This is a genomic window from Methylacidiphilum infernorum V4 (assembly GCF_000019665.1).
Taxonomy (GTDB): domain Bacteria; phylum Verrucomicrobiota; class Verrucomicrobiia; order Methylacidiphilales; family Methylacidiphilaceae; genus Methylacidiphilum; species Methylacidiphilum infernorum.
Genome location: NC_010794.1, coordinates 1,317,433 through 1,339,439, shown reverse-complemented (window position 1 = coordinate 1,339,439; position 22,007 = coordinate 1,317,433). Strand labels below are relative to the sequence as shown.

The following is a 22,007-nucleotide window of genomic DNA, read 5'->3' as shown; positions in this document are numbered from 1 at the left end:
TTCCATTCCAGAAAGGGCTATTGCTTTTTTTTGTTCCTTATATTGATTGTGCATGGATGTGGCAAAAAAGAGCAAAGGGAAATGAAGAACAATTCTAAACCCGTCATCGGACTTATTACCGACTTTAGCTCAAAAGACCCCTATGTGGCGCAAATGAAAGGGGTTATCTTTTCGTTGGATCCCCATGCTCGGGTTATAGATCTCAACCATGAAATTGATCCTTTTAACTTGACAGAAGCGGCATTTATTGTTGATCAAGCAAGCAGGGAATTTCCCCCGGGATCTATCTTTATTGCCGTTATCGATCCCGGGGTAGGAACGGATCGAAAAGCCATTCTTTGGGAATCAAAAGCTCATAAGTTTTATATCGGTCCGGATAACGGAATTTTCAGTCTTGTTATGGATAGGGAGGGAATAACAAGCGTATGGATCCTTGATAAGCCGGAAATGTGGAAAAGCAAAGAGCCTAGCTCTACTTTTCATGGAAGAGATGTTTTCAGTCCAGTTGCTGCGTTTTTGAGTAAAGGAGGAAAACCTCAAAACGTGGGTTCAAAGATTTCCAAGGACAACCTCCATTTTTTGAGTTTTTCTCCCGCTTCTGTTATCGGCCAGAATATCTCTGCCCAGGTCCTTTACGTGGATCATTATGGCAATATCATTACGAATATTCCTTGGGGTCTAGCCCCGTGGATCAAAGAAGGGAATCTTGTGCGCGTCCAGATCGGCAAAATAACCCTTGCTGCTCCCTGCGTGAGAACCTATAGTGAGTTGCCTTTAGGCAAGATTGGAGTATTGTATAACAGTAGCGGCTATCTTGAGATTGCATCCAATCAGGGATCGGCGGCAAAATTATTTAAAGTTCAATCGGGTGCTTCCCTGTTAATTCACCCTTAGAGAAAGAAAGGAGAGAGAGTTTATTATTACATTGCTAAGTAGATATGAAAAAAATGAGAAATATAGCCATTATCGCCCATGTCGATCATGGAAAGACGACTTTAGTGGACCAGCTTTTGAAACAGTCTGGTGCCTTTAGGCAGAACCAACAGCTTGCCGAGAGAATAATGGATAGCCTTGATCTTGAAAAGGAAAAGGGAATAACCATAAAAGCTAAAAATGCTTCTTTCCAGTATAAAGACTACAAGATCAATATTGTGGATACACCGGGTCATGCGGATTTTGGAAGCGAGGTAGAGAGGAGTCTTGGAATGGTGGATGGGGTGTTGTTGCTTGTTGATTCGGTTGAGGGGCCCCAGGCCCAGACTAAATTCGTTTTAAAAAAGGCGATAGCCCGAGATCTCACCCCGCTTGTTCTAATTAATAAAATAGACAGGGCGAATGCCCAACCCATCCAGGTATTAGACCAGATATTCGAACTATTTCTGGAATTGGAAGCTTCGGACAAGCAACTGGATTTTCCGGTATTATATGTGTCAGCCAAAGAAGGGATTGCCCTGAAGGAGTGGAAAAAAGAAATTACCGATGAAGACAAACGAAACGGTTTTAGCCTTCTTTTCGAAGCGATTGTTACCCATATTCCTGCTCCAACTGTTTATCCTGACCCGGCATTCAAACTTTTGGTTGCGAACTTGGACTACAGTGATTATCTGGGCAGAATAGCCATAGGGAAAATATTTTCAGGTAAAATTAAGGTCGGTTCTCCTCTATTTTGTCATCAAAAATCGGCTCAAATCGTTCGCGGCAATGTTACGGCGATTCTGGGTTTCAAAGGCCTGGAGAGAGTAGAGCTCGATGAAGCTTCGGCTGGAGATATTGTGGGTATAGCCGGATTGGAAGAGGTATACATAGGGGATACCTTGTCGGATTCAGAAACGATTGTTCCCCTGCCCAGGATAGAAATAGATCCTCCTACAGTCAGGATGAGGATTGTCGTTAACGATTCTCCTTTAGCCGGGAGGGAGGGGAAGTTTTTAACTGCAAGACATATCTATGGAAGGCTTCAAAAAGAGGCAAGAACCAACGTTGGACTGAGCGTTCAGGAAACGGATATCCCGGGAACTTTTGAAGTTTGTGGCAGGGGAATGATGCAGATTGCCGTGCTGGTTGAACAGATGCGCAGGGAAGGATTCGAGCTGATGGTGAGTAGACCGGAAGTTATCTATAAAGAGGATCCCTCAGGCATTATTTATGAGCCTTTTGAGATCCTTTCAGTGGATATTCCCCAGGAGAATTTAGGGGCGGTAATGGAGATGCTTTCTAAAAGAGCCGGCAATATTCGTCTGATGAGGAACAGTCAAAGTAGGGTGTTTATCGAGTGTTTAATTCCTACTCGAGGATTGATCGGCTTTGAGTCAGAATTTATCAATTTGACTCGGGCAGAGGGTTACTGCAGTCATCTTTTTTATGAATATGGACCCAAGCAGGGAGAAGTAGAAATAAGAGAAAGCGGGGTCCTTGTTTCGATGGAAAGGGGAGTGGCCACGACCTATGCTTTGGAAAATCTCCAGCAAAGAGGAGTACTTTTCATCGGTCCGGGTGAGGAAGTTTACGAGGGGATGGTTGTTGGAGAAAATAAGCGGCCGGATGACCTTCTCGTCAATCCCTGCAAGGCAAAACATCTGACAAATATTCGTTCCCAAGGTGAAGGGAAAGCCATCGGGCTTGAGCCCCCGAGAAGATTTAGGCTTGAGGAGGCGATCGAATTTATTGACGGTGATGAGCTTGTTGAAGTGACTCCTACTAAGATCCGGATTCGGAAAAAAATACTGGATGCCCATGAACGCAAAAAAGCATCCCTTAAAGTTGGTTCCTAAAAAATGACTTTTTATAAAGGAGTATAAATCCATGTGGGAAAGCCCATGTGTAGTTGTTGTAGACATGCTTGAAGATTTTGTTCGGGGCAAGCTTGCGGCAAGGGAAGCTTTAAAGATTATTGACCCGATAAGAGATTTAACCTCCATGGCCCGTTCAATGCAGAAGCCAGTGATTTACGTCGGTGACGCCCATTTTCCCCATGATCCAGAAATTGCCATCTGGGGAGAACATGCCATGAAAGGATCCGAAGGAGCTTCGGTGATCAAGGAACTAGCCCCTTTGCCGGGAGATATTGTTCTAGAGAAAAGAACTTATAGTGGATTTAGGGAAACGGGCCTAGACTTGATCTTAAGATCTTTAAAAATCGATTGCCTCATATTGGTCGGTCTTCATACCCATCTCTGTATAAGGCATACCGCAGCAGATGCCTTTTTTTTGAATTATCCTATTGTAATTCCTGTAGATTGCGTCTGTGCTTTTAGTACCCAGGAACATGAAAGTGCACTGGAATATCTTCACAAGTTTTATGGGGCTGAACTGACCACCTCTCAATCCCTTAGAGAAAGATGGAAAACCTAAGCAAGCTTTTGCATTAGGCCGTTAAACGAAGATAGGGAAAAAAGACGGGCCCACAGATAGGGGCTGTTTTTCAATGCTGACCTTGGGTATTCTTTTGTTTTAAAGAGAAAAAAAAGAAGATTTGACCCATGGAATTAATCCAGGAATGCTTTTTTAATCATTCAAAGTCGAATCCCCAGAAAAAACCTAAGAGAAGAAGAGGATTTAAATAAAACTTTTTTTTCAAGGAAAGATTTAAAGGTTATAAAAGCATATTATCCTTTGTAATAATAATCCTAGAGAAACAAGTGCCAGTTTTCTATCTTCTCCATTTTTTTTATTTTTTAATTCCTTTTGAAAAGATAAAAGGTTTTTTTGGGGCCTTTTTGTATTTTTCCCTCTTTTTTGTCCTTTTTTCCTGGTTCATTCTTCTTTTAAGCTTTTTTTTTATCATGGGAGCACAAGCCGATACCGTTTTTTGGCCGGGGGAGGAAGTAGCCGTACAGGATATAGTCGAAACGATGAATGAAGCGGATGCAGGAAAGGGGTGGCTTGGAAAATGGAGAAAAATGACCGAAGAAACAAGAAACCGACAAACCCGTTGGCTTACTCCGCTTGTTACGGAGACTCCACGACTTGAGCAGCGCATCCGCTACGATGTCTATGATGAAACATTACCTAGTGGGAATAAAAAGTGGAATGTGGGGGCGGATAAAGGAGTGAACTTGATTGTTGGGCCCACGCTTGAGTTTGCTTTTTCCCTTCCTCAATATGTTTATTACCCAACCCAAGGAAGACTGGATGGTTTTCTTGGAGAAAGCTTTTTAATTAAAAATAGGATTATGTCCTCCCCCGAGGGCCAAAAAAACTATGTCTTTTCGGTTATGCTTGCCGCCCATTCTCCATTGGGACAAACCCTTCCCGATTACCCGGCCCACTGGATATGGGATCCTATTGTTCTTTTTGGAAAAGGCTGGGGAAACTTCGATTTCATGGTTAATTTAGGAACCCAATGGGCTGATGGAGCCAATAAGCAATTTGGAATTCCCTATTTCTACAATATCGCCTTGCAGTACAAAATCGGTGTCGTGGTTCCCACGATCGAGATTAACTCCACCTCGAGCATTGATCAGCTTGTTTTTGTCGGGGCTCCCGGTCTTTTTATTACTCCAGAAGTGTTGATCGGCAGATTTCGATTTAAAGATGACTGGAAGCTTTATTTTGGGTTTGGTTACCAAATCGCCATCAATAAAAAAACAGTGGAAGAAGAATATTCGAATGCTTTTGTCATGAAGTTTCATTTGCTTTTTTGAAGATTATAAAGCAAAAAAAATAAACATTATTTAGCCTTTGAAAAGCGATCTTATTTTCAGAAGTGGCATCCGAAGCAGGCAGTTATATCGACTGGTTTTTGTTTTCATTTTCTCTTTTTTATCCCTGGGCTTTTCAAGTCCGTTCCCCGGTCTTGAGAGGGGAGCAGACAGCGCCAGGCTTTTCCATGAGGGAAAAATTGAAGAAGCTCTTCGCTTGGCCCAAGAGGAGTCGTCACAGGATCCGCAGAATTGGAGGGCATGGAAAATCCTTGGATGGATTACCTTGATGAAAAATCACCTGGAAAAAGCCCGGTATTCTCTTCTGAAAGGTCTTCAGTTTCATCCCAGCGATACAGAAATGAAAAGGCTGTTGGCCATCTGTTATTATAGGGAGGGAAATTTAGAAGCTGCGGCTGGCCTGCTAAGAGAAATCGGCGAACAATGGACGGCGAATCTCTTGGAACAGTTAGAGCCCAAGGCTTTCAAAATCCACGAAGATTTTGTTTCGGTCAAGCTCAATGAGAGCTATCCTTATGTTATCATTCCTACGACGATCTGTAGGAAAACAGTCCCCCTCTTTTTGGACACGCGGGCCACCTTTTCTGCCCTAGATAGAGATCTCTATAAGAAATTGGAGCATATTAGGCTACTGGATGTCATAGCCCTGCAATTTTGGTTTAATTTTGCCGGAAAATGGTCGATCCGAGCAAGAACTGGAATTGTGAGCACGATGAAAATAGCCAACATGAAAATAGAAAACATGCCTGTTTTGCTTGCCCGGTGGAAGGGGACCTATCTTTTTCCACAGCACGTTCCCCAGGTAGTCAATGGGGTGTTGGGAACCGATTGGATGAGCCAGTTTATCATAACCATCGATTATCCCCGAAAGGAGCTTTTTCTAAGAAAAAGAGAAAATGCTCTTTTAGAATATTCCAAGAAGGGGGATAAAGAGGAAGATGTCCTGGCAAAGGTTCCCTTTTACTTGACCCCGGGCGGGCAGATCGTCATTGAAGGAAAGATCAACGGGGAGGGAGGAAATTTTTTCCTCGTGGATAGCTTGGACGTGGGCAGGACTTTTACCGTTTCAGAGGGGATGATTCATAAATATCATTTAGCCCGTTACGGGGGTTGGATTATTGGGCAACGGCGGGGAGCAAGATATCCTTCTGTTTATGCGGTCGTACCGAAGATCCAGATTGGAAATATGATTATGGAGAATGTTGCAGCGAGCATAGGAAAGAACTACGATTTTCCTCCATCAATCGATCACAAGCAGGGGTTTCCAATAGGGGCAATAGTAGGAAATGGTTTTTTCAAATCTTTCGTCGTGACTTTCGATTTCCAGAAAATGGAGCTGGTATTGAAAACTAAGAAAGATGGGGATGAAAAACCTGAAGAGGCTTTAGCGTTAAAGCCTTGAAAGGGAAGTTTATCGTGAGGAGCAGATACTGGCGCACCCAGCACTAGGTATTGTTTTTCCAGCAGAGGGCCAAAAGAGTAAAGAGTAAAGGAAGATAGGCGATGGAAGAAAAGAAAAGTAATCTTGCCGACTTTAAATCCCGGTGAAGATGGAGTAGAAAAGCAGAGCCAAGGAATACAAGTCCCAAAGCGAGTGATCCACCAAGATAAACTACTCCAGCGTGCCCTGTAAAATAGGGTATCGTGGAAATCGGAAGCAATAAGAAGGAAAAAAGAAGACTTTGAGAGGTTAACTTTTTTCCCGTAGAATCGACGACGACAAGCATTTTAAAGCCCGCTTTTTTGTAATCGTTCTTATAAATCCAAGCGATCGCGTAAAAATGGGGCATCTGCCAGAAAAAAAGGATGGAAAAGAGAAAAAGTGGGGTGGAGTGCACTAAATTCTCATTTTGTGCAGCATAGCCAATGACCGGGGGAAGAGCTCCAGATACCGCCCCAATCCATGTATTCCAAGGGCTAATGCGTTTGAGTGGCGTGTAGATGCATACATAGCTTACAAGACTGAAAAGGGCAATAAAAGCGGCGACGAGATTAGAAAAATTCCAAAGGTAAAGAAAACCGATAACCGCTCCAATGATGGCTATTATGGCCGCTTCAATGGCATCAAACCGGTGAGCGGGTAGGGGTCTGTCTTTTGTCCTTGACATTTGACTATCTTGCCTACTTTCGAGTACTTCATTGAGCACAGCCGCTGAAGCAGCTAAAAGGGCCGTCCCTACTAGGACATGGATCGCTTTTACAAGATCCAATGGTCCAGATGCGCCCAGTACAAAGCCAAAAAAAGTAGTGGTAAGAACCAATAGAGTAAGTCGAAACTTGATCAATTGAGCGATATCTTTGAGCAGGGTATGAGAACGGGGTTGGAGAGCAGGCAAAGAGGCGGATGTATTTTCTCTTTTCCCGGGAAATCTTTCTGGATTGTTAATCTTGGGGATATTCATAACAACGGTTAATGACAATCGTTATTCGTTTTTATGATCTGGATAGGCGGTGGGATAGAAAGGGATGGTTAATTCTTTATGCTTTGCTTGGATGATCCATTGTCTTCTGTAAATCAAGGTTGTCACAAGAGAAGATAACAGGAGTATAAGAGCTCCAACGACGACGTGGGCTGTAGTAACGAGATTTTCTTTACCGGTCCAAATAACAAAAGCCCCCAGTGTTATCTGCAAGACTACAAGCATGTGTAACAGTCTAGCCATAAAGAGGATAAAACCGGATTTTTCCTTCTTTTTGAGTGTGAAAAATGAAAAGACGGTAAGCAAAAAAATGATTAATGCGGTAAAGCGATGGGCGAGCTGAAGATGAATTTGAGAGATAGTTGTAGGGGGAAGACCTAGGGTTTCTCTTTTTGCATTGATCTTTAAAAGTTCTTCGGGAGTAATATGAGGAAAAACTTGACCATAAGCCAATGGAAAATCGGTTATCGAAAGTCCAAGATGGGCATGCCGCATGGCTGCTCCAAGCAAAAGCTGGATATAAACGATAAGCGAAAGAGACAGAAATAACAGAGAAGCGGTTTTGCCCTGAGAGTCTTCGTGAGCTGTGGGATCAATTTTCTCCGAGGCCCAGTATCTTGAAGTAGCAAGCCATATAATCCCTACAAGAACTAAGAAAGCCTGGGCCAGGGCTGCATGGATAATGCCAATCTGGTCCTTCATCCAGACTACCCTTAATCCTCCGAGTATTCCTTGGAAAACAACAAGGAGGAGGGCAAAGCTTCCTAGAAGCTTGATCCAAGTTCTTTTTTCTTTAAACAGGAGCAGTAAAAATAAAATAATAGTCATAAAACCAACGGCCGAGGCAACAAGCCTATGGCTATGCTCGTAAAAAACTCCTCCAATCCAACGAGAAAAAGGAAAGCTGAACATATTGTAGCCAAACGTTGTAGGCCAATCGGGCACAGCCATTCCTGAATTGGTCGTAGTAACAATCGCTCCGACGGTAATAAGTAAAAGAACAAAAAAAGTAAGGATCGCTGAAAACACATTAATAATACTCTTTTTCACATCATCCATCCTATTTTAATGTCCTAGAAAAGAGTTGATTGCATTTCTTTTTTTCCCGGAACTTTTCTTAATTAAGACTCCTATTTCTAGTATAGCATTTTTAAGCCACTTTCTATGAAAAATATGAGAGAGTTCTTCGGGTATTGGATTAATTTTCTATTCATTCCGTTTTATGAACCGGACTCCAAAAACTCTTTTGATTGGAGCAGCATTGTCCGCTAAGTTAGTTAAACGGTATGACACGAGGACAAGAATGGGCAGAAAGGGTTTTGTCGGAAATAAAAAAAGCGGTTATTGGACAGCAAACCATCATTGAAAGGTTACTCATTGGTTTGCTGACCGGTGGACATGTCTTGATTGAAGGTATGCCTGGGTTAGCGAAAACCCTGCTTGTCAAAACCATAGCTAAGGCCGTAGGGCTTAAATTTGAGCGAATTCAATTTACCCCTGATCTTCTTCCGAGTGACGTCGTAGGAACGATGATCTTCCAACCTAAAGAAGGCAGGTTTTTCCCCCATCTTGGTCCCATTTTCGCTAATATTGTTTTGGCGGATGAGATCAATAGGGCTCCAGCCAAAGTTCAAAGCGCCTTACTTGAAGCCATGCAAGAAAAGCAGGTAACCATTGGTGGAACCTCACACAAGCTCCCCGATCCTTTTGTAGTCATGGCAACCCAGAATCCCATCGAACAGGAGGGCACCTATCCTTTGCCCGAAGCTCAATCCGACCGCTTCTTGTTTAAAGTCATTATAAACTATCCATCGGAAGAAGAGGAAAGAAAAATGCTTAAGCTGTGGGGAAAACTCACCGAAGAACCGCTGGTCAGTCCGGTTTCTTCTCCCGAAGAAATCCGCGAGCTGCGCAAGCAGATCGATAAGATTTTTGTTAGCCCTATTACCGAATGTTATATCCTAGCCCTTGTCAGAGAAACCAGGGAACTTGCCGGGATTCAAGCGGGTGGAATGCAAAAGCTCAGTTATGGAGCTTCTCCGCGGGCTTCATTAGCTCTCTTTCAAGCGAGCCGCGCCCTTGCCTGGATCAGGGGATCGGACTTCCTCAGTCCCCAATTCATCCAGGAAGTCTACATGGACTGCTTAAGACACCGGGTGGGCTTGAGCTATGAGTCTGAAGCTGAAGGGAAAACGGTTGAAGATATACTTGGAGAAATCCTCAAAAATACTTCTATCCCCACTGAAAATGTCGAAGAATGCAACTAAAGCACTATGTTTTTTCAAAAGAGAAGATCAAAGAAGCAATGAGGCTTCTCCACCGCGTCGAATGGACGGTTAAAAGGTCTTCTACCAATCTTTTTTTTGGAGAATATCGATCGGTATTTAAAGGCAAAGGTAAAGAATTTGATCAGGTAGTCGCTTACGAGTTTGGGGATGATATAAGGGATATTGACTGGAATGTTACGGCTAGGCTAGGTGCTCTTTATAGGAAAAAGTTCGTCGAAGAAAGAGAATTGATTTTGACCCTTATTGTAGAAGATAGCCCCTCGCTTTTGTTTGGTTCGGGGACTCTAACAAAAAGGGATGCGGTAATGGAAATTGCCGGTTATTTGTCGATCTTGGCTACAGGATTATACCATAGACTTTGCATCGTTTACGTATATCCCGGAGGTCATTCTTTCATTCCTCCCGTAAAAGGAAGAAAACAAATTCTATCGAGCATGATAAAATTGTTTGCAATGGATCCTCCTTCGTTATGGCCTCTAAAACAGCTCACTATTCCATGGTCTTTTTTATTGAAAACTTTGCCCCGAAATACGGTTATGTTCTGGCTTGGAGACTTTCCGTCGCGACCCATCTGCCGAGAATGGATCGCCCTCTCTTCGCGTTTTGAAATCCTGGGGTTTCGAGTTGAAGACCCATGGGAATATGCCTTGCCTCAAAAAGAAAGCTTTTTAGCTTTTGACCCGATATCGGGAAGGGTTGTCAAAGTCGATACAGCTCATCCCGATATCAAAAAAAGGCAACAAAAATGGAGGTTAGAAAAAGACAATTATTGGAAAAGTCTTTTCCCCGGTAAGTTTTCAAGGTGTTCTTTCCTGTTAGGAACCCCTCTATTCCCAAAACTGATGCATTTTTTGGTAGAGCGATCGATCGTTTAAAGGTTTTAAAAGATGGTTGGCTCCTTATCCTTTGCTTATCCCTACTTTTTCCTGTTGCTGGCAATTGTGCCCGTAATCGGGTTCTTGCGCAAGCGACGGACTCAACATCCCTTTTTGCTTCCCTTTGTTTATGAATGGGTGGGAAAGGGAAGCAAGGGGATTACAGAAAGAGTTTCCTTGTTTTTCATTTATATCGCTTTTCTGTTCTTCGTCATAGCCCTGGCTCGCCCTCAAGAGGAAAAAGGTAAAGTTCCTTTGAGAAAAGAGGGATACGATATTATCCTGGTGCTGGATATTTCCGGAAGCATGCTTGCTGAAGACTATGAAATTGACCAAAAGAGGGTTAGCCGGCTGGACATTGTTTTGGAAGTGGTAAAAACTTTTTTGGATAAAAGAACAAACGACCGTATTGGCCTGGTTGCTTTTGCAGGAAGGGCTTATACCGTATGCCCACTCACTTTTGATCACAATTGGTTAAAGAGAAAAATTGATCAATTACAGGCAGGAACCATTGAGGATGGCACGGCTATCGGAGATGCCCTCGGTTTGGCTTTGAGTCGTCTAGAAGGAAAAAAGGAATCCGGAGAAAGAAAAAAAATCGGATCTTTTTTGATCCTTTTGACAGATGGGGCCAATAATTGTGGGAATCTGACACCCATTGAGGCTGCACGACTGGCAGCCCATGCCGCTGTCCCTGTTTTTACCATTGGCGCTGGCATAAATGGAGAAGTGACGATGCCCGTGATGGATGAAGAAAGAAGAAAGATCGGAAGTCAGACCGTTGTTTCAGAGGTGGACGAAGGGCTTTTACGCAATATAGCCCAACTAACGGGAGGTGAATATTTTCGAGCCACGGACAGCAATGCCATTGTTTCAGCTTTTCAGGCTATTGATGCTCAAAAAAAGATTCCTTTTGAACCGGTAGTCGTGACTAAAAAAGAAGAGCTTTTCTCTTTGTTCCTGGCCCTTGGACTGGTTTTTTGGTTACTGGCTTTTATCTTCTCTAAAAGAATATAAAATTGAGTTTTAAAGAATTTCCAGTTCCTGTTTATTCTTTATGACTTTGCCTTCCGATAGCAGGATGCCATGCCAGATTACTCCAGGAAAAATCAACGTTTTTTTACCGATGATCGATCCTGGATTGAGCACGGCGTTGCACCCTATTTGGGTCTCGTCTCCAAGGATCGCTCCGAATTTTCTTAAACCCGTAGAGTAAATTTTATCATCGAGCTTTATTTTGACTTCGGTGCCGTTAAGCTTCAGGTTGGATAAAATGACTCCAGCGCCTAAATGGACTTGCCGTCCCAATATCGAATCTCCGACATAATTGAAATGAGGAACTTGGCAATTTTTGAAAAGAAAAGAGTTTTTAAATTCACAGGAATTGCCTAGAACACAGCCTTCCTCTACAATGACATTTTGCCTTATAAAACAACCCGCTCTTATTGAGCAGTTTTCCCCGATCCATGCTGGACCTTCAATCACCGCTCCAGGGTAAACACGCGTTCCTTTTCCGATAAAAACCTTTTGACCGACGTAACAATTCCCGGGGATGTTTCCATGAATACCGGGAACGAGAATTTCTTCTAAATAAACTTTGATTTTTTCAAGGACAAGCCAAACATTTTCAACTTCTTTGAACAGAAGAGGATGGCTGGTTTGAGAAAGGTCAAAAAAACGAGAGGGATGGAAAGGCAAAAGTGATTGATCTCCCATAGCGACTATGATGAGTGAACAACGATTTTCTTTAAAGATTTTTCTTTGAAAAGAGGAGCATTTTTAACCTGGATCTCCTCTACGGTCGGTATCTTGGAGAGTTGTCTTATAAAAGAACAACTGGGAGAGGAAAAAAATAGAAAAAAGAAATGACAAAAAAAGGGAGTCATGTTAGATAATAAAGTGGAGGAAAATGGGAAATAATAGAAGAAAATGGAGTAAAATGACAGCATGGGTAAAAAATGGGCAACGTATACCGATATTTTTGAACATGCTTTTGATGAAAAGGGCAGAATAACCGTTCCTTCCGAATGGAGACAAGAAGGTTACGACAACAGGCTATTTGTCTTTCCCTCCAAGTTTAACCATTTGAAAGTTTATCCCGAGAGTTGGATGGAAGAAATACATCAAAAAATAGAAGCTTTGAGGTTGCAGGATCCCAATCGATTACAGTTGGAACTGCTGGCTCAATTATCCCAAGCGGTATGTTGGGATCAACAAGGCAGAATTTCAATCAAAGAGAGATTAAGAAAACACGCCCAAATTGAGAAAGAAGCGGTTCTGGTAGGAAGACTAGATCATTTTGAAATTTGGGACCAGAAAAAATGGAAAGAGAGCGGAGTAAAAATCACCTCCTTTGAAGAGGCTGTAGAGAGCATGGGATTGTAAATGCGAAGCCAAAAATGAAAAGAAAGAACTAAATTTTTGCAGTTTAAGCCTGATGAGAAGAAAAGAATATAATGAGCTGGAAAACCGAAGAAGTAGAGAGCCACATTCCCGTAATGCTCAAGGAGTTCTTGAAACATTGCTCTCCGAAAAGAGACGAACAATGGATTGACGGAACTTTTGGATATGGTGGGCATACAACCGCTCTACTTGACAAAGGCTGTAAGGTTTTGGCCCTGGATACGGATGAGGATGCTCAAAAGAGAGCCGAAATTTTGAAAGAAAAAGGGGAAGAATTTTACTTTTTCCGAAAGAATTTTTCGGAAATGGCGGAAGCTTGTTTTCAAATGGGTTGGACAGCTGTTGATGGGATACTTTTGGATCTTGGAGTTTCACTAGGACAATTAAAAGATCCAAAGAGGGGATTCAGTTTTCAGTTTCCAGACGCCCCTTTGGATATGAGAATGGATAGGACTAGGGAAAGAACGGGTGCGGCTTTGTTAAACACTTTAAGTAAAGAACAGTTGGTCCAGCTTTTTTCCGTGGCTTGCAACATGAAAGAAAGTCAAAAACTGGCCAACGAGATCGTTCGTTTTCGCTCTACCGGGCCTATCAAAAAAGTTGGGGATTTTTTAGAAATCGTTACAAGGGCACGGCTTTTGAAAAGCAAGATCAATGCAGCGACAAGACCCTTTTTAGCGTTGAGAATCGCGGTTAATGAAGAACTAGAGCATCTGGAAAAAGCTCTACGTGAAGGAACAAAACTTTTAAAAGGAGGAGGCAGGATTGCCGTTATTAGCTTTCATTCGGCTGAAGATCGGATTGTCAAGGAATTTATGCGCAGCCATTGCTTACCGAAAAAGGGAGAGGGGGTTGCTGAGGAAGAAAATCATAGGGAAATGTTTTTTTACAAAGTGGAACGAGTCCTCGTTTCTTTAGAGGAAAGAAAAAACAATCCCCGGTCCCGGAGCGCACGATTAAGGATAGCCTGGAAAATTCCCTTGGAAGAGAAAAGCGGGTTATAGAGGAGGAACCGATCGCAAAAATAAAAAGAAGGAGTAAAGATGAAAAACAGGATTAAAGGTCGTCATTCGGTCAAGTTGACCGTGATGTTTACTTGGATAATGACCCTCTTCATCATGATGTTAGGCGGAGTGGAATTCCTTTATTTGAAAAACAGGGTTCTTCGCCTTTCAGAAGAGATGAAACTTCAAGAAGAAGAACTGGCGGATATAAAAAGGAAAAATGGCCGGCTAGAAGCGATGTTTGCCAAGGGAAGTTCTCCACAGGAATTAGAAAACAGGCTCAAAGAATGGAAAATTGGATTGGTCAAAATATCGGAATTGGAAGTGATTATGATGGAAGAAACTCCTTCTCTCGATTTCTTCGCCGGCAATGAGTAGCCTCTTTTTACATACCCCGGAAATAAAGAAAGCTCCCTCGAAGGATAGTTGCCGGTTTAGGGCATTGGCGGTTTTTGCGGCACTTGGTCTGGGTTTTACCGTCATATCCTTACGACTCGTTCACATCCAGCTTTTTGAACATGAAAAATATCTCAGTATGGCAACCACCGTCCATACTCTGCGGAAAATCCTTCCTGCAAAAAGAGGACAAATTTTAGATTGTAAAAATGTTCCCCTGGCCCAGAGTTTTTTGACTTACCGTGTTCGGCTCGATGGGATGAACGTTCAAGAGCCACCGCTGACCATAAAAGAGCTCGAACAAATCCTAGGCATGGAAAAAGATGCTCTCCTGCGGAATTTTCGAAGAATGGATAGGGCTTACCTTTTGGCGAAAGGAATTCAAGAAGAGAAGATGCAACGACTCGAAGAATTCGAAAGAGAAAAACTAAAAGAATGGAAGAAAAAAAAGCTCCCCGCACAACGTTTTTTGACGTTCGAAGAAGAATACAGCCGTATTTACCCCTGTGGCAGGGAGGCGGCACAACTCATCGGCTATCTGGATGAAAACGGGAAGGGAGCTTCGGGGATAGAAAAAGCTTTGAACTCCTTTCTAGAAGGTACTCCTGGAGAAAGATGGATCGAAAAAGACGTCTTTGGAAAAGAAATTGCTGCCTATAGGGGATTAGAAGTCAAGCCGGTAGATGGACTTAACATTAGCCTAACGCTGGATAGCATTATCCAGCATATTGTTGAAGAAGGCATTGATAGAATTGAAAAGGAGTTTTCCCCTAATGGCATTGTCGCTGTAGTCATGAATCCCAAAACGGGAGAGATTCTAGCCATGGCTCAAAGACCCTCTTTTGATCCCAACAAGAGGCAAAATTGGAATATGATTTCCCTGAAGAATAAAAGCCTTACCGATCCGGTGGAACCCGGATCCATTTTCAAAATAGTTACCCTTTCGGCTGTTCTTGAAGAAAAACTTTTTAGTTTGGATGAGAGCTATATCAATTGTGAAAATGGAGCTTTTTTCTATGGAGGAAAAATTCTTCACGATAGCCATCCCTATGGGATACTCAGCGTTCGAGAAATTGTGATGAAGTCCAGCAATATCGGTTTTGCCAAGATGGGATTAGAGCTAGGAGAAAATCGCCTTTATCGGTATGCCCGCGCTTTTGGTTTTGGCGAGCAGACCGGTATGTTACCTGGACAAGGGGAGTCTGCGGGTATCCTGCATCCACCACGCTTATGGTCCAAGCTTTCCATAACGAGAATCCCCATTGGACAGGAGATTGCGGTGACTCCGATACAGATGGTTCGAGCCATGGCTGCGATAGCCAACCATGGCTATTTAGTCAAGCCTTTGATCGTCAAGGAGATTAGAGATCATCAAGGCAAGATCGTTCAGAGCTTCTCTCCCCATATATTAAGAAGGGTAATTTCGGAAAAGACGGCTAAATTGGTTACTTCAGCTCTCGTTTCCGTGGTTTCTCCAAAGGGAACGGGAGCCAAGGCGGCTGTCTTAGGTTTTACCGTGGCGGGTAAAACGGGTACAGCTCAAAAAGCGATTCATGGCAATTATATAAAGGGCAAATATATTTCTTCATTTATCGGTTTTCTTCCTGCAGATGATCCGGAATTTGTACTTATGATCATGGTGGATGAGCCTCATGGCTCACAGTATTATGCTGCTTCAGTAGCAGCTCCTGCATTTAGTTCTATTGCTACAGACATTGCTCAAGCTCTCAATTTAACTCCCCAATGTGTACCGGCTCAAGCTGTACGAATTGAAAAAGACAAAGAATGAACGGTTAAGGGCCTTGGAAAAAATAACTTCTGCAGCTTTTTATCCCTTATCCTTTATGAGCAAAATCCATAGATTAGCCTTGCATCTTTGTTGTATTATTGTTCTACTTTGTAAAAGAAAAATGCAGGCTGTCTTTTATCATGTTCGAGGGATCGTTAGGTTGTTTTCTCAAGAGAAATAGCAGAGGGCAATTCCCTGCATTTTTGCGAGGCGATTGGTCTAAGAGCGTGTGAGTGAGATGCACTGAGAATGACCTCCTTTTCATTGTGAAACTCAAAAATCTTTTATACGCACTGGAACCTCTCGAAGTTGTCGGCAGCGTTGACTGCGAAATAACTTCTATAAGTTATGATTCTAGAAAAGTGTCCGAAGGTTCAATGTTCTTTGCTTGGAAAGGGCAAAAGACCGATGGACATTGTTATATTGGAGAAGCTATTGAAAAAAGAGCACGAGCGATTGTTTGTTCAGAAATTCCTCGCCTGTATGTTTCTCAAGCAGTAACTTTTCTTAAAGTCAGGGATCCAAGGAGAACGCTTGGGAAAGCGGCAAGCCTTTATTATGGTAATCCATCTCAGCATCTATCTCTTGTGGGAGTGACGGGAACCAACGGGAAAACCACAACTTCTTTTCTTACCAGGTATCTTTTAGAAAAACAAAATTGGAAAGCGGGTCTTATTGGTACGGTTTGTTATGACACCACCGAGAGTTGTATTCCTTCCAGCCGTACTTGCCCTGAAGGCAGCGATCTTCAATACATGTTATATCGGATGGTTCAAGCAGGGTGTCGAGCAGCGGTTGTAGAGGTATCTAGCCATGCTCTTGATCAGGGGAGAATCGAAGGATCAAATTTTCGAGTCGGTATTTATACCAATTTTACCCAGGATCATCTCGATTATCACCTCACCATGGAAGAATACCGGAGAAGCAAAGAAAACTTTATTGCTTATATTCGTGGAGGGAAAGAGGGAGATGGAGGGGTAGTCCTGAATCTGGATGATCCCCAGTGGAGGCTGTTAGCCGAAAAATTAAGAAAAAAGATGAGGATAGTCACCGTCAGTTCAGAAGGGAGAAAAGAGGCTGATCTCAAGGCCGGTTCAATCTCCTGTGATCGCTTTTCAACGAAATTTGTCTTGGAATGGGCTGGGAAAGTCTTTAAAGTGAAAAGTTCCCTCTTGGGTTATTTCAATGTTGATAATGCCTTGCTTTCCCTCGGTGGGGTGCTTTTGCTGGGTATTCCGCTAGAACAGTCGATAAGCTTTTTGGAATTTTTTCCGGGAGTCCCCGGCAGAATGGAGAAGTATTATTCTAAAGATGGTCTTTTAGTCGTTATTGATTATGCTCACAGTGAAGATGCCTTAAGTAAGCTGTTGCATACACTGAAATGTTTCCAGCCTAAACGTCTTATTCTTGTCGTCGGATGCGGCGGAGACAGGGATAGGTTGAAAAGGCCGAGAATGGCTAAGGTTGCTTCCGAAAATGCCGATATCGTCTTTTTTACCTCCGATAATCCTCGGAGTGAATCTCCAGAAAGAATATTTGATGACATGAGGGCGGGTGTTGAAGAATCGAAAAAGCTGCATTGGATTATTGATCGAGAGGAGGCGATTAAACAGGCTCTATGCCTGGCTGATTCCACGGACATTGTATGCATTGCGGGTAAAGGGCATGAAGATTATCAAGAGATAGGGGGAGTTTTTTATCCTTTCAGTGACAGGCTTGTTGTCCAAAAGCATCTGAAGCAAAGGTAGGAATATGGAAAGGATCTCAATAGAGCGAATTGCCAAATGGACGGGGGGAGAGCTTATTGGAGATAAAACTTCTTGTTGGATTTCATCCATCTGCACGGATTCAAGAGTTCTGAAAGCTGGAGATTGTTTTGTAGCGCTTAAAGGAAAAAACTTTGACGGGGTGGATTTTGTCCCCGATGCGGTGAGCAAAGGAGCCGCTGCTGTGATCGTTGATCGCATGCAACCTGGTTTCGGCCCTTTAGCTGTTCCCGTGATCAAGGTTAAGGACACGTTGAAGGCCTTGCAAGATATCGCCTTATTTTACAGGAAAGAACTCGGGGCAAAGATCATAGCCATTACAGGAAGTAGCGGCAAAACAAGCACCAAGGAAATGGTCGGGAGCGTCTTGCGCCAGAAATACAAAACAGTGTGTACTTCGGGTAACTTTAACAACCAGATCGGCTTACCTCTTTCTCTATTGCAGATGGACAAAACCACCGAATATGGAGTTTTTGAACTGGGAACTAACCATCCAGGGGAAATTGCAACTTTAAGTCGAATTATCGCGCCCGACATCGTTATTGTGACGAATATAGGGAGTGCCCACGTAGGCCATTTCGGTTCAGTTGAGGCCATTGCTCAAGAAAAGACCGATCTTCTCACTTTTGTTTCGGCCCGCGGGTTTGCGATTCTCGGTACCGATGACTTTTGGTCTAAGCGACTGCATGTCCGCAGCGCCGGACGTGTCATATGGGTAGGAGACAGGCAAAATTCACTATGTTGGCTAGACCGGATAGGGATCACGCAACGGGGTATTCGATACGGGATTTGCCGCCGTAAAGAAAAATTTGAAGTTTTTCTGCCCACGGTTTCCAGGGAAATGGCAAAAAATTCTCTTTTTGCTGCAGCTGTGGGATTTTTATCTTCCCTTTCTTCCGAAGAAATAACGAGAGGGCTTGAGAAAACCTCTTTTCCTGAGGGAAGGCTGACTGTTCATCCTATTAAAAATGGTTTTGTCCTGGACGACAGCTATAATGCCAACCCCCAGTCTATGCTTAGTGCCTTAAGAGCTCTTGTCGAATATCCTTTCTCCTCCAAAAAGATCGTTGTATTGGGCTCCATGGGGGAATTGGGAGATAAAGCAAGGGCATCCCACTTTGAAGTAGGATCTTTTGCCGGAGGACTACCCCTTTCGCATGTCATTGTGGTAGGCCCTTACGGGGAAGATGTCTATGAGGGGCTCAGGAGTTCTTCTTTCCCTATCGATTGTATTTTTAGAACAGCGGACACGGAAGAAGCCTTTTTTTGTCTGCATAAGCTTTTAAACGGGAATGTAACTGTCCTTGTAAAAGGTTCGAGGTTTTTAAAACTTGACATGATAGTCAAAAAGCTTCTTTGTCTTTAGCCTTGAAATCATGCTTTACTATCTTCATTACTATTCCGGTTATTTAGGGATATTGAATGTTTTTAAATATATAACCTTTAGGGCCATGGGAGCGGCTATTACCTCTTTGGTTCTTTGTTGGCTTTTGGGTAGGCCCATGATTAGCCTTTTAAGAAAGTTGAAAGCGGGTCAACCTATCCGAGGCAAAGAGGTAGTGAAAGATCTTGCGGCCCTTCATGGATCCAAATCGGGAACACCGACGATGGGAGGGCTACTCATACTTTTGGCCGTGAGCCTAAGTTGCCTGATATGGGTTATTCCTACGAATAAATTTTTTTGGCTCTCCCTTCTGAGTATGCTCTTTATGGGAGGGATAGGTTTTTGGGATGATTTTAAAAAAGTGATACAAAAAAAACACTATGGAATTTCTGGAAAAATAAAACTTTTGGCTCAAGCAATAGTGGGGGTGGTCGTTGGGATTGTCCTGTTAGCCGATCCGGAAACATCCAGGCTTGCTCAAAAGCTGACTATTCCTTTTCTTAAGGAAGTCAAGCACATTGACATAGGTTGGATGGCTATTCCCTTTTTTATCCTTGTCGTTATGGGCAGTTCAAACGCGGTCAATCTTACCGATGGGCTGGACGGCTTGGCTGCAGGTTGTACAATAGGAGTCGCTTTTGTATATGCTGTATTTTCCTATATTTCTGGCAGGGCGGACATGAGCGGCTATCTTTTTCTTCCTTACATAAAAGGGGCAGGGGAGTTGACGATCTTTTGTTCTGCCCTCATTGGTGCATGCATGGGTTTTCTCTGGTATAACTGTTATCCTGCAGCCGTGTTCATGGGGGATACGGGCTCTCTTGCTATCGGCAGTGCACTGGGAGTTGTTGCAATCATTCTTGGCCAAGAATTGCTGCTTGTTATTGCCGGAGGCATATTCGTTATAGAGGCTACATCAGTAATATTGCAAGTGGCTTCTTTCAAGCTAACGGGCAAAAGGCTTTTTGCGATGGCCCCTCTTCACCATCACTTTGAATTAAAGGGTTGGAGTGAAACCGCGGTAACGGTGAGGTTTTGGATACTCAGTTTGCTTTTTGGTTTGCTTGCCCTCTCGAGCCTGAAAATCAGGTAGGCTACAAATTCAAAAGGTTGTATAATGGATAAGTTAAAAAAAATGGAAGAAAAAAAGTCAATTCCTAAAAAGCCTTCCTTTGGACTGAGGGTGGTTGCCATTTTATTCTTCATACTGGGACTTCAGTTGCTGATCATCGGCTTGGTTTCTGTCTTTTATTTACTCCACTCCAAGGGAAAAGTTTTAAATCAAAATAAAGTTCAGCCTTCTCATTTTCTTCCTCCTTCAGAGCAGAAAGTTGCCTCCGAAGAGGATAAAGAACATCAGAAAGACCAGGAGCAGAAAAAAGAACAATCCTTGGAAAATTCTCCCATACAAACGACAATGCATACGGTCAAGGAGGGAGAAACATTGCAGAGTCTAGCCAGGCGTTATAGAGTAAGTATTTTTGAGATAAAAAAATATAATCCCAATCTAGGTGCTTCCTTGGTTCCGGGACAAAAATTACTTGTTCCTGTGATAGAGAAAGAACAGGAGGATGTTTCAGCTCTTCTCAAGGAAGCTGAAGGCAAAAGGATATACACGGTAAGGCAAGGGGACAGCCTTTGGAAAATAGCCAGGCGCTTCCATCTTTCGGTCAAAGAAATTGTGGATGCAAACCAGATCAAAGATCCGACAAAGCTAAAGATAGGCCAGGACTTGATCATACCTTATCCTAAAGTTAACCAGGAAAAACAAGCCCCTCCTCCTTCGAATCCACGCCCTTCTGAAAATCCCACCCAGCAGAATTAAAATATTGCATGCACAGGTTAGAATCAGACCTTTTCAATCAAAAAACAAAAAAAATAAGCCAGTTTTCTGGATTTTTACTTTTTGGATTAACATTGACTTTGCTTACTGTAGGTATTGTCGCCTTATTTAGCGTTTCTGGAAAGTTCATTCTAGGGAAAGAAAACCTGGTTTCCAGCTTAATGTTTCGTCAATTTCTGTGGATCTCCATGGGGTTGATACTCTGTTTTGTTTTTAGCTTTATTGATTACCATAGGCTGATCGACAATTCGTTTTTGCTTTTGAGCTTTGGTTTTTTTCTTCTTTTGCTCTGTTTTGTACCCGGGATCGGGCACAGGGTCCATGGTTCGTCTCGCTGGATTTCACTTGGAGGACTCAATTTTGAACCCTCTGAATTTTCTAAAATCTTTCTCTCCCTCTTTCTTGCCCATATGATCGCGAAGAAAAAACAGGGAGTTTTTCTTTTCGCTTCTCCAAACTTGGTAGCTTTTGTGGTAGTCTCTTTGTTCATCTGCCTTTTAATGATTTCTGGCGACTTGGGGTCCGCTTTTCTCTACCTTTTACTCTATGTTCTCTATCTTTATTTGGATGGCTATCCATTGAAGTTTATTTTGCCCACCTTGGGATCGGGTATTCTCGTTGTCCTGGCTGTCGGCTTGATCATGCCCGAAAGAAGGTCAAGACTCATGGCATTTCTCAACATGGATCAAGACATCCAGGGTAAATCCTACCAACTGTGGCAGTCTCTGATCGCCCTGGGTTCTGGGGGAATGACCGGGCTTGGGTTGGGTAATAGCCGCCAAAAGATGTTTTATTTACCCGAGTCTACGACCGATTTTATTTTCCCCATTATCGGAGAAGAACTGGGGCTTATCGCCACTCTCTTGATTGTTGGACTCTATCTTGCTTTTGTTTTAACGGCGGGCTGGATTTCTTTGTTTGCGCCCGACAAAGAAGGGCTTATGGTAGGTACGGCTCTGACCTCATTGATAGGAATGCAAGCGCTATTTAATTTAGGGGTTGTAACGGGCTTACTTCCCAACAAGGGTTTTCCTTTACCCTTCATAAGCTACGGAGGTTCAAATCTCCTTTTTTGCCTTATTTCAGTAGGCATCCTTTTGAATATTCATCGTCAGCGCTCTTTTGAATTTCGCATTTATATTGAGCAGAAAGGAGCCCAACGTTCTATTAATCTGTGA

At 42.9% G+C, this 22,007-nt stretch carries 20 protein-coding genes; 17 read left to right on the top strand and 3 right to left on the bottom strand.

Annotation, left to right across the window (positions count from 1 at the left end; all coding sequences use genetic code 11):
- Nucleotides 1-81 precede the first annotated feature (81 nt).
- The 5 genes from MINF_RS06345 (at nt 82) to MINF_RS06325 (ending at nt 6,063) form a co-directional block, all read left to right on the top strand.
- Nucleotides 82-894 carry an SAM hydrolase/SAM-dependent halogenase family protein gene (locus MINF_RS06345; RefSeq protein ID WP_238523451.1) on the top strand — a complete coding sequence of 271 codons (813 nt, stop codon included), beginning with the start codon at nt 82-84 and terminating at the stop codon, nt 892-894.
- Nucleotides 895-938: 44 nt separating this feature from the next.
- Nucleotides 939-2,771, top strand: a complete 1,833-nt coding sequence (gene typA / locus MINF_RS06340; protein WP_012463767.1) for a translational GTPase TypA — start codon at nt 939-941, stop codon at nt 2,769-2,771.
- A 31-nt stretch (nt 2,772-2,802) separates the two neighbouring features.
- Nucleotides 2,803-3,351: a cysteine hydrolase family protein gene (locus MINF_RS06335; RefSeq protein ID WP_012463766.1), complete on the top strand. Its 549-nt coding sequence runs from the start codon at nt 2,803-2,805 to the stop codon at nt 3,349-3,351.
- Nucleotides 3,352-3,782: 431 nt separating this feature from the next.
- Nucleotides 3,783-4,643, top strand: coding sequence for a hypothetical protein (locus MINF_RS06330; protein ID WP_238523450.1), 861 nt, complete (start codon nt 3,783-3,785; stop codon nt 4,641-4,643).
- A 37-nt stretch (nt 4,644-4,680) separates the two neighbouring features.
- Complete coding sequence (locus MINF_RS06325; protein ID WP_012463764.1) at nt 4,681-6,063, top strand: aspartyl protease family protein; 1,383 nt, start codon at nt 4,681-4,683, stop codon at nt 6,061-6,063.
- 43 nt (nt 6,064-6,106) lie between these two features.
- Here the strand turns inward: MINF_RS06325 and cyoE are convergent, their stop codons facing one another.
- The gene (gene cyoE, locus MINF_RS06320; RefSeq protein ID WP_148205169.1) at nt 6,107-7,063 is read right to left on the bottom strand and encodes a heme o synthase; all 957 of its coding nucleotides are present in this window, start codon (nt 7,061-7,063) and stop codon (nt 6,107-6,109) included.
- Nucleotides 7,064-7,084: 21 nt separating this feature from the next.
- On the bottom strand, nt 7,085-8,140 hold the full coding sequence (locus tag MINF_RS06315) for a COX15/CtaA family protein (RefSeq protein ID WP_012463762.1): 1,056 nt from the start codon (nt 8,138-8,140) through the stop codon (nt 7,085-7,087).
- 227 nt (nt 8,141-8,367) lie between these two features.
- Between MINF_RS06315 and MINF_RS06310 the strand changes: the two genes are divergently transcribed.
- Genes MINF_RS06310 through MINF_RS06300 form a run of 3 tightly spaced genes read left to right on the top strand, consistent with a single transcriptional unit; the run spans nt 8,368 to nt 11,261 of the window.
- Complete coding sequence (locus tag MINF_RS06310) at nt 8,368-9,348, top strand: AAA family ATPase (RefSeq protein ID WP_012463761.1); 981 nt, start codon at nt 8,368-8,370, stop codon at nt 9,346-9,348.
- Nucleotides 9,339-10,244 (top strand): DUF58 domain-containing protein, encoded by a 906-nt coding sequence (locus tag MINF_RS06305; protein WP_012463760.1) that lies wholly within the window; start codon nt 9,339-9,341, stop codon nt 10,242-10,244. Before MINF_RS06310 ends, MINF_RS06305 begins: the two co-directional genes overlap by 10 nt.
- A 12-nt stretch (nt 10,245-10,256) precedes the next feature.
- Complete coding sequence (locus MINF_RS06300) at nt 10,257-11,261, top strand: vWA domain-containing protein (RefSeq protein ID WP_012463759.1); 1,005 nt, start codon at nt 10,257-10,259, stop codon at nt 11,259-11,261.
- A gap of 9 nt (nt 11,262-11,270) precedes the next feature.
- Here MINF_RS06300 and MINF_RS06295 read toward each other — a convergent pair whose 3' ends face one another.
- A complete protein-coding gene (locus MINF_RS06295; protein WP_012463758.1) occupies nt 11,271-11,960 on the bottom strand; it encodes an acyltransferase in 690 nt (229 codons plus the stop codon).
- 231 nt (nt 11,961-12,191) lie between these two features.
- Here MINF_RS06295 and MINF_RS06285 point away from each other — a divergent pair, with 231 nt between their 5' ends.
- The 9 genes from MINF_RS06285 (at nt 12,192) to MINF_RS06245 (ending at nt 22,007) form a co-directional block, all read left to right on the top strand.
- Nucleotides 12,192-12,629 carry a division/cell wall cluster transcriptional repressor MraZ gene (locus tag MINF_RS06285; RefSeq protein ID WP_012463756.1) on the top strand — a complete coding sequence of 146 codons (438 nt, stop codon included), beginning with the start codon at nt 12,192-12,194 and terminating at the stop codon, nt 12,627-12,629.
- Nucleotides 12,630-12,700: 71 nt separating this feature from the next.
- Nucleotides 12,701-13,651 (top strand): 16S rRNA (cytosine(1402)-N(4))-methyltransferase RsmH, encoded by a 951-nt coding sequence (gene rsmH, locus MINF_RS06280; RefSeq protein ID WP_012463755.1) that lies wholly within the window; start codon nt 12,701-12,703, stop codon nt 13,649-13,651.
- A 39-nt stretch (nt 13,652-13,690) separates the two neighbouring features.
- Complete coding sequence (locus tag MINF_RS06275) at nt 13,691-14,029, top strand: hypothetical protein (RefSeq protein WP_012463754.1); 339 nt, start codon at nt 13,691-13,693, stop codon at nt 14,027-14,029.
- A complete protein-coding gene (locus MINF_RS06270; RefSeq protein ID WP_012463753.1) occupies nt 14,022-15,836 on the top strand; it encodes a peptidoglycan D,D-transpeptidase FtsI family protein in 1,815 nt (604 codons plus the stop codon). The genes MINF_RS06275 and MINF_RS06270 overlap by 8 nt, the downstream gene beginning before the upstream one ends.
- A 266-nt stretch (nt 15,837-16,102) precedes the next feature.
- Complete coding sequence (locus tag MINF_RS06265) at nt 16,103-17,584, top strand: UDP-N-acetylmuramoyl-L-alanyl-D-glutamate--2,6-diaminopimelate ligase (protein WP_048810221.1); 1,482 nt, start codon at nt 16,103-16,105, stop codon at nt 17,582-17,584.
- Between the two features lie 4 nt (nt 17,585-17,588).
- Nucleotides 17,589-18,968, top strand: a complete 1,380-nt coding sequence (locus MINF_RS06260; protein ID WP_012463750.1) for a UDP-N-acetylmuramoyl-tripeptide--D-alanyl-D-alanine ligase — start codon at nt 17,589-17,591, stop codon at nt 18,966-18,968.
- A 10-nt stretch (nt 18,969-18,978) separates the two neighbouring features.
- Nucleotides 18,979-20,079 (top strand): phospho-N-acetylmuramoyl-pentapeptide-transferase, encoded by a 1,101-nt coding sequence (gene mraY / locus MINF_RS06255; RefSeq protein ID WP_012463749.1) that lies wholly within the window; start codon nt 18,979-18,981, stop codon nt 20,077-20,079.
- A gap of 42 nt (nt 20,080-20,121) precedes the next feature.
- Nucleotides 20,122-20,811 (top strand): muramidase family protein, encoded by a 690-nt coding sequence (locus MINF_RS06250; protein WP_187146924.1) that lies wholly within the window; start codon nt 20,122-20,124, stop codon nt 20,809-20,811.
- 8 nt (nt 20,812-20,819) lie between these two features.
- Nucleotides 20,820-22,007 (top strand): FtsW/RodA/SpoVE family cell cycle protein, encoded by a 1,188-nt coding sequence (locus tag MINF_RS06245; protein ID WP_012463747.1) that lies wholly within the window; start codon nt 20,820-20,822, stop codon nt 22,005-22,007.

Coding starts and splice junctions, on each gene's coding strand:
- rsmH (WP_012463755.1), top strand. CDS start 12,701: ATGAGCTGGAAAACCGAAGAAGTAGAGAGCCACATTCCCGTAATGCTC.
- MINF_RS06275 (WP_012463754.1), top strand. CDS start 13,691: ATGAAAAACAGGATTAAAGGTCGTCATTCGGTCAAGTTGACCGTGATG.
- MINF_RS06300 (WP_012463759.1), top strand. CDS start 10,257: ATGGTTGGCTCCTTATCCTTTGCTTATCCCTACTTTTTCCTGTTGCTG.
- mraY (WP_012463749.1), top strand. CDS start 18,979: ATGCTTTACTATCTTCATTACTATTCCGGTTATTTAGGGATATTGAAT.
- MINF_RS06295 (WP_012463758.1), bottom strand. CDS start 11,960: ATGGGAGATCAATCACTTTTGCCTTTCCATCCCTCTCGTTTTTTTGAC.
- MINF_RS06285 (WP_012463756.1), top strand. CDS start 12,192: ATGGGTAAAAAATGGGCAACGTATACCGATATTTTTGAACATGCTTTT.
- typA (WP_012463767.1), top strand. CDS start 939: ATGAAAAAAATGAGAAATATAGCCATTATCGCCCATGTCGATCATGGA.
- MINF_RS06310 (WP_012463761.1), top strand. CDS start 8,368: ATGACACGAGGACAAGAATGGGCAGAAAGGGTTTTGTCGGAAATAAAA.
- MINF_RS06245 (WP_012463747.1), top strand. CDS start 20,820: ATGCACAGGTTAGAATCAGACCTTTTCAATCAAAAAACAAAAAAAATA.
- MINF_RS06335 (WP_012463766.1), top strand. CDS start 2,803: ATGTGGGAAAGCCCATGTGTAGTTGTTGTAGACATGCTTGAAGATTTT.
- MINF_RS06250 (WP_187146924.1), top strand. CDS start 20,122: ATGGAAGAAAAAAAGTCAATTCCTAAAAAGCCTTCCTTTGGACTGAGG.
- MINF_RS06330 (WP_238523450.1), top strand. CDS start 3,783: ATGGGAGCACAAGCCGATACCGTTTTTTGGCCGGGGGAGGAAGTAGCC.
- MINF_RS06305 (WP_012463760.1), top strand. CDS start 9,339: ATGCAACTAAAGCACTATGTTTTTTCAAAAGAGAAGATCAAAGAAGCA.
- MINF_RS06345 (WP_238523451.1), top strand. CDS start 82: ATGAAGAACAATTCTAAACCCGTCATCGGACTTATTACCGACTTTAGC.
- cyoE (WP_148205169.1), bottom strand. CDS start 7,063: ATGAATATCCCCAAGATTAACAATCCAGAAAGATTTCCCGGGAAAAGA.
- MINF_RS06270 (WP_012463753.1), top strand. CDS start 14,022: ATGAGTAGCCTCTTTTTACATACCCCGGAAATAAAGAAAGCTCCCTCG.
- MINF_RS06260 (WP_012463750.1), top strand. CDS start 17,589: ATGGAAAGGATCTCAATAGAGCGAATTGCCAAATGGACGGGGGGAGAG.
- MINF_RS06315 (WP_012463762.1), bottom strand. CDS start 8,140: ATGGATGATGTGAAAAAGAGTATTATTAATGTGTTTTCAGCGATCCTT.